14 protein-coding genes and 1 pseudogene are annotated in these 15,335 nt (G+C 71.6%); 2 read left to right on the top strand and 13 right to left on the bottom strand.

Features of this window, described 5'->3' with window-relative positions; translation table 11 throughout:
* Together H576_RS16965 and H576_RS15175 are read left to right on the top strand one after the other, a co-directional pair.
* Window positions 1–202 (top strand): annotated as a pseudogene (locus tag H576_RS16965) (hypothetical protein); the annotation flags it as partial.
* A gap of 76 nt (window positions 203–278) precedes the next feature.
* Complete coding sequence (locus H576_RS15175) at window positions 279–2,024, top strand: class I adenylate-forming enzyme family protein (protein WP_051172549.1); 1,746 nt, start codon at window positions 279–281, stop codon at window positions 2,022–2,024.
* A 6-nt stretch (window positions 2,025–2,030) separates the two neighbouring features.
* Here H576_RS15175 and H576_RS0109550 read toward each other — a convergent pair whose 3' ends face one another.
* The 13 genes from H576_RS0109550 to H576_RS0109610 all read right to left on the bottom strand — a co-directional run bounded on the left by H576_RS0109550 (window position 2,031) and on the right by H576_RS0109610 (window position 15,315).
* The gene (locus H576_RS0109550) at window positions 2,031–2,888 is read right to left on the bottom strand and encodes an RluA family pseudouridine synthase (RefSeq protein WP_211215800.1); all 858 of its coding nucleotides are present in this window, start codon (window positions 2,886–2,888) and stop codon (window positions 2,031–2,033) included.
* Between the two features lie 68 nt (window positions 2,889–2,956).
* The gene (lspA, locus tag H576_RS15180; RefSeq protein WP_245559159.1) at window positions 2,957–3,526 is read right to left on the bottom strand and encodes a signal peptidase II; all 570 of its coding nucleotides are present in this window, start codon (window positions 3,524–3,526) and stop codon (window positions 2,957–2,959) included.
* Between the two features lie 11 nt (window positions 3,527–3,537).
* Window positions 3,538–4,209, bottom strand: coding sequence for a DivIVA domain-containing protein (locus H576_RS0109560; RefSeq protein WP_029150758.1), 672 nt, complete (start codon window positions 4,207–4,209; stop codon window positions 3,538–3,540).
* 68 nt (window positions 4,210–4,277) lie between these two features.
* Window positions 4,278–4,583, bottom strand: a complete 306-nt coding sequence (locus tag H576_RS0109565; RefSeq protein ID WP_029150759.1) for a YggT family protein — start codon at window positions 4,581–4,583, stop codon at window positions 4,278–4,280.
* A 76-nt stretch (window positions 4,584–4,659) separates the two neighbouring features.
* The gene (locus H576_RS0109570) at window positions 4,660–5,136 is read right to left on the bottom strand and encodes a cell division protein SepF (protein ID WP_029150760.1); all 477 of its coding nucleotides are present in this window, start codon (window positions 5,134–5,136) and stop codon (window positions 4,660–4,662) included.
* A gap of 92 nt (window positions 5,137–5,228) precedes the next feature.
* Window positions 5,229–6,386 (bottom strand): cell division protein FtsZ, encoded by a 1,158-nt coding sequence (gene ftsZ / locus H576_RS0109575; RefSeq protein WP_029150761.1) that lies wholly within the window; start codon window positions 6,384–6,386, stop codon window positions 5,229–5,231.
* A 198-nt stretch (window positions 6,387–6,584) separates the two neighbouring features.
* The gene (locus tag H576_RS0109580; RefSeq protein ID WP_029150762.1) at window positions 6,585–7,568 is read right to left on the bottom strand and encodes a cell division protein FtsQ/DivIB; all 984 of its coding nucleotides are present in this window, start codon (window positions 7,566–7,568) and stop codon (window positions 6,585–6,587) included.
* 7 nt (window positions 7,569–7,575) lie between these two features.
* Window positions 7,576–8,979: a UDP-N-acetylmuramate--L-alanine ligase gene (murC, locus tag H576_RS0109585; RefSeq protein ID WP_029150763.1), complete on the bottom strand. Its 1,404-nt coding sequence runs from the start codon at window positions 8,977–8,979 to the stop codon at window positions 7,576–7,578.
* Window positions 8,976–10,064, bottom strand: a complete 1,089-nt coding sequence (locus H576_RS0109590) for a UDP-N-acetylglucosamine--N-acetylmuramyl-(pentapeptide) pyrophosphoryl-undecaprenol N-acetylglucosamine transferase (RefSeq protein WP_029150764.1) — start codon at window positions 10,062–10,064, stop codon at window positions 8,976–8,978. The genes murC and H576_RS0109590 overlap by 4 nt, the downstream gene beginning before the upstream one ends.
* Window positions 10,061–11,293: a peptidoglycan glycosyltransferase FtsW gene (locus H576_RS0109595; RefSeq protein ID WP_029150765.1), complete on the bottom strand. Its 1,233-nt coding sequence runs from the start codon at window positions 11,291–11,293 to the stop codon at window positions 10,061–10,063. Before H576_RS0109595 ends, H576_RS0109590 begins: the two co-directional genes overlap by 4 nt.
* Window positions 11,259–12,797 (bottom strand): UDP-N-acetylmuramoyl-L-alanine--D-glutamate ligase, encoded by a 1,539-nt coding sequence (gene murD, locus H576_RS0109600; RefSeq protein ID WP_029150766.1) that lies wholly within the window; start codon window positions 12,795–12,797, stop codon window positions 11,259–11,261. The genes H576_RS0109595 and murD overlap by 35 nt, the downstream gene beginning before the upstream one ends.
* Window positions 12,794–13,906, bottom strand: coding sequence for a phospho-N-acetylmuramoyl-pentapeptide-transferase (gene mraY, locus H576_RS0109605; protein WP_029150767.1), 1,113 nt, complete (start codon window positions 13,904–13,906; stop codon window positions 12,794–12,796). The genes murD and mraY overlap by 4 nt, the downstream gene beginning before the upstream one ends.
* Window positions 13,903–15,315 (bottom strand): UDP-N-acetylmuramoyl-tripeptide--D-alanyl-D-alanine ligase, encoded by a 1,413-nt coding sequence (locus H576_RS0109610; protein ID WP_029150768.1) that lies wholly within the window; start codon window positions 15,313–15,315, stop codon window positions 13,903–13,905. The genes mraY and H576_RS0109610 overlap by 4 nt, the downstream gene beginning before the upstream one ends.
* Window positions 15,316–15,335: the final 20 nt, after the last annotated feature.

Consider the following 15,335-nt stretch of genomic DNA (forward strand, 5'->3'; position numbering starts at 1 on the left):
GAAGTTCCAGATCGGCAGCCACCTCGCCGGAGCACTCGTCACCATCGTCCGAGACGCCACCACCATCGCGTTCTACGACGTCGCTACCGGCGAACTCCTCATCGAACACCCCTGGCCCGAGCCCGGCGTCCGCTACGTCAGCAACGGCAGGCCCCGCGGGCCCCGGAGGACCCCGCCACCGGAACCGTCACCGACGTCTTGACACATGAAGCGTCACCGATCTGCTGATGCGCTTCCGTCACCGAAGTCCTGATACATCACATGCAGGAAAGCCGACCGTGACCGAAACAGATACCGGATCCGAGAACCCGACGAACGCAGCCTCCCCCTACGACCAGAGCGGCCGATACGACGCCGCGGCCCTCCGAGAGGTGTTCGAGCAGCACCTCACCTACCTCGCCGGCGTCGAGCGCAACGTGCATCGCTACGCGCACCGCACAGCGCTGTCCGATCCCGCGACGGGAGGCTCCTGGACCTACGCGCAGCTCGGCGAGGACGTGCGCCGCATCGCGGGCGGCCTGTTCCGCCGCGGGGTGCGCGCGCGACAGCTCGTCATGGTGGAGCTGCCCAACTCGCCCGAGTTCGCCCTTCTCTACCCCGCCGCCAACACGCTGCGCGGCATCTTCTCGCCGACGAACTTCCGCCTCGCGCCCGGCGAGGTCGCCTACCTCGTCGAGGAGGCCCGCCCCGCCGTGCTCGTGTACGACACCGATCGCACCGCCGACCTCGCGCAGGCGCTCGCGTCCGTGGCGCTGCGCCCGCACCTCCTCGTCGCCGTCGGCGACGGCGAGCGGATCCCCGGATCGGTCGGCTGGGACGACATCGCGGGCGGCGAGCCGATCGCGGCCGCCGAGCTCGAGGAGCTCGGCGCCGGCCTCCCTCCCGCGAGCGTGTACGACGAGACCACGCGCCTGTACACCTCCGGCACGACGGGTCTGCCGAAGGCCGTGCCGCTGCCGAGCCTCGTCGACCTCATGAGCGCGCACGACGTGATCATGCACTTCCCGCTCAGCCCGTTCGACAAGACCCTCAACATGACGCCGCTCTTCCACCGCGGCGGCCTCTACTCGGGCGGCCCGAACCCGGTGTTCTACGTGGGCGCCGAGAACGTCACGCTGCGGTCCTTCGACCCCGACGTCGTGCTCGACCTCGTCGAGTCCGAGAAGCTGACCTATCTCATCGGCGCGCCCGCGACGCTGTACCGCCTCGCCGACGCGCAGGAGCGCAGGCCGCGCGACGTCTCGGCGCTCAAGGGCATCGTGACGATGGGTGCTCCGCTCGACCGCGCCGCGGCCCTGCGCTTCCAGCGGGTCCTGACGCCGCGGATCTTCAACGGGTACGGCACGAGCGAGACCTTCTGGAACACCGTCCTCCGCCCGGAGGACCTCCCCGACGGTGCCGGGTCCACGGGCCGCGCATCGACCGACGACGACGTCGCGGTCGCGCGCGCGCACCCCGACCGGCTCGGGGATCCGTCCGACACCGTGCCGCGCGACGGCCAGACGATCGGCGAGTTCGCGACCCGCAGCGTGAAGGCGGGGTACTCGTACCTCGGCAACGCGGCGGCCGAGGCGGGGAAGATCCGCGACGGCTGGTTCTTCCCGGGCGACCTCGCGACGTGGGACGAGGACGAGATCGTCACGATCGTGGGCCGCAAGGACGACATGATCATCTCGGGCGGCGAGAACGTGCACCCCGTCCAGGTCGAGGCGGCCCTCGCCGAGCATCCGGCGGTCGCCGACTCGATCGTCGTCGGCGTGCCGGACGACGAATGGGGTCAGGTCGTCGCCGCGTACGTGGTGCGCCGGAGCGGCGGCGAGCTGCCCGACGACGACGCGGCCGCCGCCGAGTTCGACGCGTTCCTGCGCGACCACCCGGGCATCGCCCGGTACAAGCGACCGCGCCTGTACCGCTTCGTCGACGGATCGGACATCCCGTTCAACGCGACGGGCAAGAAGCTGCACTACCGCAAGCAGGAGCAGGCCGCGGCGGACGCCGCGTCGGGCCTCTTCCTCGCGCGCTGAGCGAGGTCAGCCCGCGCCGTCCTCCAGCACGTCGAGCGCGTGCCGGAGGTCGGCCGGGTAGGGCGAGGTGAACTGCACCCACTCCCCCGTCGCCGGGTGGCTGAACGCGAGCTCGTGCGCGTGCAGCCACTGACGCGTGAGCCCGAGCCGCTCGGAGAGCGTCGGGTCGGATCCGTAGAGCGGGTCGCCGACGCAGGGGTGCTTCGTCGCGGCCATGTGGACGCGGATCTGGTGGGTGCGGCCCGTCTCGAGATGGACCTCGAGCAGCGAGGCGCGCGGGAAGGCCTCGAGCAGGTCGTAGTGCGTCACCGACTCCTTGCCGTCGGGCGTCACGGCGAACTTCCACGAGTGGCTCGGGTGGCGTCCGATCGGGGCGTCGATCGTGCCCGAGACGGGGTCGGGCAGCCCCTGGACGACGGCGTGGTAGATCTTGTCGACCGTGCGGTCCTTGAACGCGCGCTTGAGGACCGTGTACGCGTGCTCGTTCTTCGCGACGACCATGAGGCCGCTCGTGCCGACATCGAGGCGGTGCACGATCCCCTGGCGCTCGGCGGCGCCGCTCGTCGAGAGCTCGATGCCCATCGCCGCGAGCGCGCCGGGGACCGTCGGCCCCTCCCATCCCATCGACGGGTGGGCGGCGACGCCGGCGGGCTTGTCGACGACGACCATGTGGGCGTCCTCGAAGACGACCCCGAGGCCCGGGACCTCCTCCGGGATCACCCGGGGCGGCTCCTTCGGCTGCCACTCGACGTCGAGGAGCGATCCCGCCGCGAGGCGGTCGGACTTGCCGATCGTGCGCCCGTCGGCCGTGACGCCGCCCGCCTCGGCGACCTCGGCGGCGAAGGTGCGCGAGAAGCCGAGCATCTTCGCGAGGGCCGCGTCGACGCGCGCCCCGTCCTGGCCGTCGGGGACGACGAGCGTGCGCCGCTCGCTCACGGGCGCTCGTCGGGGGTGTCGGCCGCGACCCGCTTCGTCTCGACGCGCCTGCCGTCGAAGCCCACCCCGATGAGCACCAGGACGGCGACGGCGATCATGTCGCACACGATGAACATGTCGGCGACGTTGAAGATCGCGGGCCCGGGAAGGTAGAACCACATCCACGGCGTGAGGATGAAGTCGACGACGTGGCCGACGAGGAAGCCGGGCTCGCGCAGGAGGCGGTCGGTGAGGTTCCCGAGCACGCCGCCGAGCAGCAGCCCGAGCACGATCGCCCACGGCCACGAGCGCACGCGCAGGATCGCCAGAACGATGATGGCGATCGCGACGGCCGCGAGGGCGAGGGTGAAGATCCACGTGGATCCCTCGCCGATCGAGAACGCCGCGCCGGGGTTGAAGACGAGCTGCCACTGCAGGGCGTCTCCCAGCACCGAGACGCGCTCGCCCTCGACGAGGTTGCCGAGCACCCACTGCTTGCTCAACTGATCGACGGCCAGCACCACGATCGCGAGAGCCGCGAGGGTGATGCCGGCCGTCAGACCAGGAAGGGATCGTCCCTTCGTCACTGGGGTGCTGCTCAGAGGCCCGCGTTCGAGGAGGGCTTCCCGCCCGACTTCGAACCGGACTCGTCGAGGTCGGCGAGCTTCTGCTCGAAGTAGCCGCGGAGCTGCTGGCGGTAGTCGCGCTCGAACTGGCGCAGCTCGGTGATCCGCCCCTCGAGCGTCGTGCGCTCGGCGTTGAGCTTCTCGGAGATCTCGCGCTGCTTCGCCTCGGCGGCCGAGACGATGCCCGTGGCCTTCGACTCGGCGTCGGAGACGAGCTTGGAGGCCTTCGCCTCGGCGTCGGCGACAGCCTTCGAGGCCTTGGCCTGGCCCTCGGCGACGTGCTCGTCGTGGAGGCGCTCGGCGCGGGCGATGATGCCGGCGGCACTGGCCGCGGTCGACGAGACGCCCGACTCGGCGGCGGGGGCGGCCGCCACGGGAGCCGGGGCCGGCTCCTCCTTCTTGGGGGCCGGCTTCTCGGCGGGCTTCTCGGCTGCGGGGGCGGGAGCAGGGGCGGCTGCGGCCTTCTTGGCAGCGTCCTCGAGCTCGGCGACGCGCGCCTTGAGCTGCTCGTTCTCCTCGATGGTCTTGCGCCACTCGACGACGATCTCGTCGAGGAAGTCGTCGACCTCGTCGGGGTCGAAGCCCTCCTTGAAGCGAACGTGCTGGAACTGCTTGGTGACGACGTCTTCCGGCGTCAGAGCCATGGTTTCTGCCCCTCTTTCGATGGTGGACATCATGCTAGTTCAGATGACTGCGAAGTTCGGTGCGCGCCTCACGCGACGAACGCGATGCTCCGGAGGATCGACATCGCGACGAAGCAGAGGATCAGCGTGATCGGGAAGCCCAGGTCGATCGCGACGGGGCCGACGCGCAGCGGCGGGATGATCCGGCGGAACATGCGGATCGGCGGATCCGTGAGCGTGTAGACCACCTCGGCGATGACGAGGGTCACGCCGCGCGGGCGCCATTCCCGATTGAACATCGGGATGTACTCGAAGACGAGGCGGACGAAGAGCACCAGGACGTACAGCGAGACGAGGAGGTGCAGGATCGTGGCGACCCACCCGATGACAGACACGAGAAACCACCCTACGCGACGCAGGGCCCGGGAACGCTCGACGCGTCCCGGGCCCGACGAGCACCGACGTCTCGGATCAGCTGGCGAAGGCCGTGTCGTCGGCGGGCGCGATGCCGCCGTCGCCCGAGACCGCGATGTTCTCGGGGCTCAGGAGGAAGACCTTGCTGGTGACGCGCTCGATGCGGCCGTAGAGGCCCATCGACAGGCCGCTCGCGAAGTCGATGAGGCGGCGCGCGTCGGCGTCGGACATCTGCGAGACGTTGATGATCACGGGCAGGCCGTCGCGGAAGTGCTCGGCGATGGTCTGCGCGTCGCGGTACTGCTTGGGGTGCACCGTGACGATCTCGCTGACGGTGCCGGCCGCCGGCTGGCGCACGACGGTCGGGCGGCGCAGCGGCGTCACGGGAGCGGGCTTCTCGTCTTCGGTGATGGTCGTCTCCTCACGCTGCGAAGCACGAGCCACGGGCGCCGTGGGGGCGTCCTCCTGGATCTCGTACTCCTCCTCGTCGGCGAGGCCGAGGTAGACCATCGTCTTCTTGAGCGGGTTCGCCATGGCGTCCTCCGGTTAGGTGCTCGTCTTGTCTGAAGGCTAAGCCAGCGCGAGGCGCGGGCCCGTGATTTCGCCCGCGGATCGCGGGCGTGTCGTCACTTCAGGAACTCGGGGATGTCGATGTCGTCGTCGTCGAATCCGGCCGACTCGGCGAGGACCGGCGTCGAGGGGATCGACGGCGCCGAGACGTGCTCATCGGCGGGCGCCGCGACGTCGGACTCGGCCGCCGTCGCCTGGTCGCCGGGGAGCGTCGGGCGCGCGTTCTCGCGGCGCTCGAAGCTCGGCACGTCGACGCGCGCCTGCGGCTCTCCGCCGTCGAAGCCCGCCGCGACGACCGTGACGCGCACCTCGTCGCCGAGCGTGTCGTCGATGACCGTTCCGAAGATGATGTTCGCTTCGGGGTGCGCGGCCTCCTGCACGAGGCGGGCCGCGTCGTTGATCTCGAAGATGCCGAGGTTCGATCCGCCCTGGATCGAGAGCAGCACGCCGTGCGCGCCCTCGATCGACGCCTCGAGCAGGGGCGACTCGACGGCCAGCTCGGCCGCCTTGATCGCGCGGTCGGCGCCGCGAGCCGAGCCGATGCCCATGAGCGCGGATCCCGCGCCCTGCATGACGCTCTTGACGTCGGCGAAGTCGAGGTTGATGAGGCCGGGGGTCGTGATCAGGTCGGTGATGCCCTGGACGCCCGCGAGGAGCACCTGGTCCGCCGTGGCGAACGCCTCGACCATCGAGATGCCGCGGTCGCTGATCTCGAGCAGGCGGTCGTTCGGGACGACGATGAGGGTGTCGACCTCGTCCTTGAGCACGGCGACGCCGTTCTCGGCCTGCTGCTGACGGCGGCGGCCCTCGAAGGAGAAGGGCTTCGTGACGACGCCGATCGTGAGCGCGCCGATCGACTTCGCGATGCGCGCGACGACGGGGGCGCCGCCCGTTCCGGTTCCGCCGCCCTCGCCCGCCGTGACGAAGACCATGTCGGCGCCCGCGAGCGCCTGCTCGATCTCCTCGGCGTGGTCCTCGGCGGCGCGGCGACCCACCTCGGGGTCGGCGCCGGCGCCGAGACCGCGGGTGAGGTCGCGACCGACGTCGAGCTTGATGTCGGCGTCGCTCATGAGGAGCGCCTGCGCGTCGGTGTTGATCGCGATGAACTCGACGCCGCGCAGCCCGAGCTCGATCATGCGGTTGACGGCGTTGACTCCGCCGCCGCCGACGCCGACGACCTTGATGACGGCGAGGTAGTTCTGGTTCTGGCTCATTGCTGCCTCCGTGACTGTGCCCGTGCTCGATGCGTCGCCGACGGATCCCCCGGCGTGTCCTCAACCTTCACCCTCTACTCGAGAGTTAAAGTATGTGTCCGCATACGTTTCTGCTCGTCCACGACGGTACGTGGATCCCGCGGATCGGCGCGCAGGCGCGCGGGGCGTGTCGGCGTTTCGCGCCCGGTTCCCGGCGCGTCAGCCGACGACGAGCACGCCGCTCGACGACACGTCGTAGAACGAGACCGTGTCGGGCGGGCTGGCCGTCATCCCGGCCTCGAGCGTCGCGAGCTTCTCAGCCGTGTCCTCGGTGCTCCCCCACCGCACCGTCACGCCTCCGCCGTCGCTGAGGTCGAACGAGACGTCGTCGGGCGTCGTGGCGTGCACCGTCGTGACCCGGGCGAGGAGATCAGCGGGAAGCGCACGCAGGACCTGGCCCGCCGCGGCGAACGCGTCGGAGCTCGGCCCGCCCTCGACGTCGGCGAGCGGCAGCCCGTCGGGCCGCTGGTCGCTCGTCGAGAGCGCGACGCCGGCCGCGTCGACCGTCGTGAAGCCGGCGTCGGACTGCACGACCGCGACGGGCGTGCGCTCGACGATCCGCACGACGAGGTCGTGCGGGGGGCGGATCTCGACGGCGTAGGTCTCGATGAGCGGGAACGCCACGAGGTCGGCCTTGATCTCGCTGTGATCGACGAGGGGCATGGGCCTGCCGACCTGGTCGGACAGGGCGTCCTCGACGGCCGAGGCGTCGAGCGCTGACGCGCCCTCGATCGTGATCGTCTCGACGGCGAACAGCGGGCTGTAGGCAGCGCCCACGGTGCCGGCGACCAGCACGACGACGGCGCCGATCGAGCAGATCCAGACGATGCGGCGGCGCCGGGCCCGCGCGGTGAACCGGCGCACCTCGGATCGCTCGAGGCGCCGGCGGCGGCGCTCGGCCCGCCACGCTCCGAGGAGCCCCCCGTCGGCGACCTCCGGCTCGGCTTCTGACTCCGGATCGTCGAGGGGCCCATCGGGCTCGTCGCCCGGCTCCGGATCCTCGGCACGCGGACGCCCGAACGGCAGCAGCGACGCGAGCCCCCGACGCGCGGCGGGCTCGTCGGCGATCGGCTCGAGGCCCGACTCGTCGGCCTCCGGCTCGGGCCGGCGAGCCGCGGGCGGCAGCGGTTCGGGGCGCTTCATGCGCGGATCAGGCCTCAGGGTGCGTCTTCAGGGCGCCGAGCACCTGCGGGATGATGCGGTAGACGTCGCCGCAGCCCAGCGTGATGACGAAGTCGCCCTCGCGCGCGACCTCGGCGACGCGCTCGGCGGCCTGCTGCCAGTCGGGCACGTAGGACACGTGGTCGGGGTCGGAGAAGCCGCGCTCGACGAGCGCGCCCGTGACGCCGGGGATCGGATCCTCGCGCGCGCCGTACACATCGAGGACGACGGTGTGGTCGGCGAGGTCCTCGAGGACATGCGCGAACTCGCCCGACATGAGCTTCGTGCGCGAGTAGGTGTGCGGCTGGTGGAGGGCGATGATGCGGCCGCCGCCCACGACGGAGCGCGCGGCCGACAGTGCGGCGGCGACCTCGGTCGGGTGGTGCGCGTAGTCGTCGTACACGCTCACGCCGCGCTCGGTCCCGTGGAGCTCGAAGCGACGCACCGTGCCGCCGAACGCCTCCACGGCCTCGAGGGCGGCGGCCAGCTCGAAGCCGAGCGACAGGAGCACCGCGACGGCGCCGGCGGCGTTGATCGCGTTGTGCCGGCCCGGGACGGCGAGGCGGCCCTCGGCGCGCCGCCCGTCGTGCACGAGCGCGAAGGAGACGGGCCCGTCGGTCGCGATGTCGACGACGCGCACGTCGGCCGTCTCGTCCTCGCCGAAGGTCACGACGTTCGCGTGCGAGAGCCGGGCGCCGACGCGGCGGGCGCCCGAGTCGTCGGACGAGATGACGACGGCTTCGCGCGCGCGGTCCGCGAACGTCACGAACGCGTCGTCGAAGGCCTCGTGCGTTCCGTAGTGGTCGAGGTGGTCGGCGTCGACGTTGGTGATGAGCGCGACGGAGGTGTCGTAGATCAGGAAGGTGCCGTCGGACTCGTCGGCCTCGATCACGAAGAGGTCGTCGCCGCCGACGCCGCTCGACGCCCCGAGCTGCTGGATCACGCCGCCGTTCACGAAGCTCGGGTCGGCGCCCAGGCGGTCGAGCGCCGTGACGATCATGCCCGTCGACGTCGTCTTGCCGTGCGCGCCCGCGACCGAGACGAGGCGGCGGCCCGCGATGAGGAACTTCAGCGCGAGCGAGCGGTGCAGCACGGGGACGCCGCGCTCCTTCGCCGCGAGGAACTCGGGGTTCTCGGGCCAGATGGCGCCCGTGTAGACGACGGCGTCGACCTCGGCGGGCAGGTTCGCCGCGTCATGGCCGATCGAGACCGTCGCGCCGAGCTCGGCGAGGTCGCGCGTGTTCTGGCTCTCGGAGCGGTCGGATCCCGAGACGGTCGCGCCCGCCGCGAGGAACATGCGGGCGAGGCCCGAGACGCCGGACCCGCCGATGCCGATGAAGTGGACGGCGCCGATGCGGTCGGGGACCGGGACGGTGAGGTCGGGTGCGATCATGCGGTGCGCTCCTCGCGCCCGAGGGCGCGGTCGAGGTGGGACAGGACGTTCTCGGTGCCGCGGCGCGTTCCGGCGCCCGACGCGGCGGACGCCATGCGGGCGATCCGCTCCTCGTCCCCGAGCAGGGGCACGAGGGAGGACCGGACCCACGCGGGCGTGAACGCGGCGTCGTCGACGAGCAGGGCGGCTCCCGCGCTCACGGCCGACGCGGCGTTGAGCCGCTGCTCGCCGTTGCCGACGGGGTACGGCACGTACACGGCGGGGATGCCGAGGGCCGAGATCTCGGACACCGTCGAGGCGCCCGAGCGGGAGACGATGAGGTCTGCGAGGGCGAACGCGAGATCCATGCGGTCGACGTAGCGGCGCATGGCGTAGCCGGGGGCCCCGGGATCGACGGCGTCGCTCTTCTCCCCCGTGACGTGCAGCAGCTGCCATCCGGCGGCGAGGACGTCGCGCCAGGCCTCGCCGAGCGTCTCGTTGAGGCGGCGGGCGCCGAGCGATCCGCCGAACACGAGGAGCACGGGCTTCGACGCGTCGAGCCCGAAGTGCTCGGCGGCCTCGGCGCGCGCCGCGGCGCGGTCCAGGCCGACGATCTCGGGGCGCAGCGGCATGCCCACGACCTCGCCGCGCTTCAGCGGGGTTCCCGCGAAGGCCATGCCGACCGCGGCGGCGGACCGGGCGCCGAGCACGTTCGCGAGGCCGGGCCGCGCGTTCGCCTCGTGCACGACGGAGGGGATGCCCTCGCGCTTCGCCGCGATGTACGCCGGAGCGGCCGCGTAGCCGCCGACGCCGAGCACGACGTCGACGCCGCGGTCGCGGATGTACGAGCGCACGGTCTTCACGGCGCGCGAGAAGCGCGCGGGGAACGCGAGCGCGGCGCCGTTCGGGCGGCGCGGGAAGGGGACCTTCGGGACGATCAGCAGCTCGTAGCCGCGCTGCGGGACGAGCCGCGACTCGAGGCCCTCGGCCGTGCCGAGCACCAGGACGGTGTCTTCGGGGTCGCGTGCGAGGATCCCGTCGGCGACCGCGAGCAGGGGGTTCACGTGGCCGGCGGTTCCGCCCCCGGCGAGCAGGTAGGTCGTCACCGGACGATCTTATGCGCAGGGGTCTGGACGGCGGCCGCGGCGTCGACCGCCGCCGTGTTGGGGATGCGCCGCGCGAGCGCGAGCAGGACGCCGCAGCCCACGAGCACCGCGATGAGCGAGGATCCGCCGCGCGACAGGAACGGGAGCGGGACGCCGAGCGCCGGGAAGACGCGGAGGACGACGCCGATGTTGATGAGGGCCTGGCCGATGAGCCACATCCCGATGCCGCCGGCCGCGGCGCGGATGTAGACGTCGTCGGTGCGGCGGATCATGCGGAAGATCGCGACCGCGAGGATCGCGAAGAGCGCCAGCACGACGACGCAGCCCACGAGTCCCAGCTCCTCGCCGATGATCGCGAAGATGTAGTCGTCGGACGCGGCGGGGAGCCAGTTGTACTTCTCCTTGGAGTTGCCGAGTCCGACGCCGAAGACGCCGCCGTCGGCGAGGCCCCAGATCGCGTGGAGGGGCTGGTAGCAGGTCGAGAGGTAGTCCTCGAGGCAGTTGCCCTGGTACACGCTGAGGATGCGGTTGAGCCGGTTGGGGCTGAACACCGCGAGGAGGCCGATGCCGAGGGCGCCTCCCCCGAGGATGGGCGCGATGTGCCACCCGCGCACGCCGCCGAAGAACATGGCGCCGATGAGCACGAGGACGTAGATCATCGTCGTCCCGAGGTCGTCGCCGAGCATGACGGCGGCCATCGTGAGGAGCGCCCCGGGGACGAGCGGGATCCAGACCTGCCAGAACGTGCCGAAGCGATCGCGCTTGCGCCAGAGGATCAGGGCGCACCACAGCGCGAGCGCGAGCTTCAGGAACTCGGAGGGCTGGATCGAGATGACCCCGAGGCTCAGCCAGTTGCGGTTTCCGCCCGATCCGTACCCCAGCGGGGTGAACACGAGCGCCTGCAGCGCGAGCGCCACGATGAGCACGGGCCACGCGATGCGTCGCAGCCACGCGAGCGAGAAGCGGCTCACGATGAGCATGATCGGGATCCCGACCGCCGCGTACACGAGGTGCGAGAGGCCGTCGCCGAGCGGGCCCGACCCCGCCTCGACCGAGCGCACGGTCGTGGCCGAGAACACCATCACGACGCCGAACGCCGTGAGGAGGATCGACGTGCCGAGGATCAGCAGGTACTCGACCGACGCCGGGCCCTGCCCGGATCCGAGCGAGATGCGGGCCGCGAGGCCGCCGCGCTCAGCCCTCTTCGGGGGCCTCTGATCCGATGTCACGCGAGCTCCCCCTCTCGATCCATGCCTCGACCGCGGCGGCGAAGCGGTCGCCGCGGTCTCCGTAGCTCGCGAACTGGTCGAACGAGGCCGCCGCCGGGGCGAGGAGGACGACGTCGCCGTCATCAGCCGCCTCGGCCGCGAGCTCGACGGCGCGCGCCATGACGTCTTCAGTGTGAGCGTCGTCGACCTCGAACACGGGCACGCCCGGCGCGTGTCGCGCGAACGCGTCGACGACCGGCGTGCGGTCGGATCCGATCGCGACGACGGCCTTCGCGAGCGCGCCGCGCTCGGCGACGAGGCCCGCGATGTCGACGCCCTTGAAGAGGCCGCCGACGACCCAGACGGCGCCCGGGTACGCCGCGAGCGACGACGCGGCGGCGTGCGGGTTGGTCGCCTTGGAGTCGTCGACCCACGTGAGGCCGGCCGCGCGGGCCACGACCTGGATCCGGTGCGGGCCGAGCTCGAAGGTGCGGACGGCGTCGCGCACGGCCGAGGTCGGCACCCCGGCGGCGCGCGCGAGCGCTGCCGCGGCGAGGATGTTCGCGACCATGTGCGGGGCCGCGAGGCCGCGATCGGCGAGCTCGGCGACGGTCGCGAGCTCGGCGGCCGAATTGCGGCGGTCCTCGACGAACGCGCGGTCGGCGAGCACGCCGTCGACGACGCCGAGGTCGCTCGGGCCCGGCACGCCGAGGTCGAAGCCGACGGCGCGCGCACCCTCGGTGACGTCGGCGTCCTCGACCATGCGCATCGTCGCCTCGTCGGCCTTGTTGTACACGCACGCGACCTTCGTGTGCCGGTAGACGACCGACTTCGCGTCGCGGTAGGCGGCGAAGGATCCGTGCCACTCGAGGTGGTCGTCGGCGAGGTTGAGGCAGGCCGCCGCGAGCGGAACAGGCGAGCCCACGCCGTCCTGGAGCCCGAGGTACCAGAGCTGGTGGCTCGAGAGCTCGACGACGAAGACGTCGAAGCCCTCGGGGTCGCGCACGGCATCGAGCACCGGCACGCCGATGTTGCCGCACGGCGCCGCGCGCAGGCCCGCGGCCTGGATCATCGTCGCCGCGAGGCGCGTCGTCGTGGTCTTGCCGTTCGTGCCGGTGATGAGGATCCACTCCGCCGGCGTGCCGTCCGCGCGGACGATCTTGTCGCGCACGCGCCACGCGAGCTCGATGTCGCCCCAGAGCGCGATCCCCTCCTCGCGGACCCATCGGATCACGGGGTGCGACGGCGGGAAGCCCGGCGACGCGACGACGACGTCGGGCGCGAACGCGACGAGCTCGGCCGGCGCCTCGGCGAGCGGGGTCTCCACGAGGCGCGCGCCGATGACCGGGACGAGCCGCGCGTACTCCTCGGCCGCGCTCTCGGCGACGACGAGCACGTCGGCGCCCAGCTCGACGAGGGTGTCGGCGACCGAGAAGCCCGTGGCCGCGAGCCCGAGCACCGCGACGCGCAGCCCCTTCCAGTCGGCGTTCCAGCTCGTCAGGGAGTCGAGTCGCGGAGAGGTCATACGCGCGAGAGCCATTCGATGTAGAGCATGCCGACGCCGACGACGGCGAACAGGCCTGCGATGATCCAGAAGCGCACCACGATCGTGACCTCGGCCCAGCCGCGGAACTCGAAGTGGTGGTGGAGCGGGCTGTTGAGGAAGAGCCTCTTGCCCTTGGTGAGCTTGAAGTACACGCGCTGCAGGATCACGGATCCGCTCGACATCACGAAGAGGCCGGCGATGATGATGCCGAGCAGCTCGGTGCGGGTGAGCATCGCCATCGCCGTGATGACGCCGCCGATGGCCATCGACCCCGTGTCGCCCATGAAGATCGACGCCTTGGGCGCGTTCCACCAGAGGAAGCCCACGAGGGATCCGACGAACGCCGCCGCGACGATCCCCAGATCGAGCGGGTCGCGCACCTGGTAGCAGCCCGCGATGTTGTCGGGCGAGACGCTCAGCGACGAGCACGCCTGGTTGAACTGCCAGAACGCGATGGTCGCGTAGGCGCCGATCGTGAAGATGCCCGCGCCGGCCGCGAGGCCGTCCAGGCCGTCCGTGAGGTTCGTCGAGTTCGAGAAGCCCGTCCCGAGCAGCGAGATCCACGCGAGGTACAGCAGCCAGCCGAGGACCGGACCGAGCGCCATGAAGGACAGCACGGGGACGTCGCGGATGAACGAGATGCTCGCGCTGCCCGGCGTCAGCGTCAGGCTGTTGGGGAAGTTCAGCGCCACGATGCCGAACGGCACCATGACGAGGACCTGCCCGACGATCTTCTTCCACCCGCTGAGGCCCGCGTAGTTCTGCATGCGGACCTTGAGGAAGTCGTCGATGAACCCGACGGTTCCGAACCCGAGCATCGCCCAGATGACGAGCCAGCCCGAGATCGTCGGCGGATTCCCCCCGACGTACGTGCCCGTCAGGTAGCCGACGAGCGTGCCGAGGATGAAGATGACGCCGCCCATCGTGAGCGTGCCGCGCTTCGTCTCGTGCTTCGGGGCGTTGTATCCGACGCTGTCGGTGCGGATCGGCTGCCCCCACCCCCAGCGGCGGAACAGCCGAGAGAAGACGGGAGTGAGCAGAAGAGTGAAGGCGAGAGAGATCGCCGCTGCAGCCAGAAGTGATCTCACGAGAACGATTCTCCCAGACGATCGCCGAGAAACCGCAGACCGGCGGCGTTCGACGACTTCACGAGCACGCGGTCGCCGTCGCGGAGCTCGCCCCGGAGGTACTCGTACGCCTCGTCGGCCGTCGCGAAGAACACCGCCTCGTCGCTCCAGGATCCCTCGGCGACCGCCGAGAGGAACAGCGGCCTGGCCTCGGAGCCGACGACGACGATGCGCGGGATGCGCAGCCGCACGGCGAGGAGCCCGATCTTCTGGTGCTCCTCGACGTCGTGCTCGCCGAGTTCGCTCATCGCGCCGAGGACCGCAACCATGCGCTCCCCCGGCTTCGTGATCTGGGCGAGCGTGCGCAGCGCCGCCTGCATGGCGTCGGGGCTCGCGTTGTACGCGTCGTTGATGATGCGCACCCGATCGGAGCCCATGACCTGCATGCGCCACCGCTCGGCGAGCTGCATGCCCTCGATCGCGGCGATCGCGTCGCCGACGGGGACGCCGAGCGCGTGGGCGGCCGTGATCGCCGCGAGGGCGTTCTTCACGTGGTGCGCGCCGAGGATCCGGAGGAACAGCTCGCGGCGATGCCCGTCGATCGAGACGACGGAGCGGGTGCCGTCGGCCGTGACGTCGAGGCCCGAGGCGCGCACGTCGGCCGCCTCGCTCTCGCCGAAGAACCGCACGCCGGCGCGGCGCTCGGCCGCGGCGCCCGCCATCGCGGCGACGCGCGCGTCGTCGACGTTGAGGACCGCCGTGCCGCCGGGTCGGATCGCCTCGACGAGCTCGCGCTTCGCGCGGGCCGTGTGCTCGATGCCGCCGAACCCGCCAGCGTGCGAGAGGCCGACCATGAGGACGACCCCGACGTCGGGCGCCACGAGCCCCGCGAGCCGCGCGATCTGGCCGGGCGCGTCCGCTCCGAACTCGCACACGAGGAACTCGGTCGTGTCGGTGACCTTGAGCATCGTGAGCGGCGCGCCGACGGCGTTGTTGTACGACGCGACGGGCGCGACGGTCTCACCGCGGCGCGACAGGATCTCGCGCAGCATGTTCTTCGTCGTGGTCTTGCCGTTCGACCCCGTGATCCCGACCACGCGGATCCGCCCGAGCGCGCGGGCGCGGGAGACGTTCTCGCGGGCGAGGTCCGCGATGGCGGCCACGACGTCGTCGACGACGATCTGGGTCACGTCGGCGTCGACGGGGCGCTCGACGATCGCGAGCACGGCGCCCGCCTCCACGGCGGCGGGCACGAACAGGTGCCCGTCGGTCGTCTCGCCGGGCTTCGCGACGAAGACGCCGCCGGGCGCCATGGCACGGGAATCGGTGTCGACGACGCCCCGCACCACGGTGGAGGGGGTGTCGCCTGCGGCGAGACGCAGCTCGCCGCGGACGGCGGCGGCGATCTCGTCGAGGGAGAAAGCGATCATGAAGGGGATCCTCGACGCGC

The organism is Microbacterium indicum DSM 19969 (assembly GCF_000422385.1).
GTDB classification, from domain to species: Bacteria; Actinomycetota; Actinomycetes; order Actinomycetales; family Microbacteriaceae; genus Microbacterium; species Microbacterium indicum.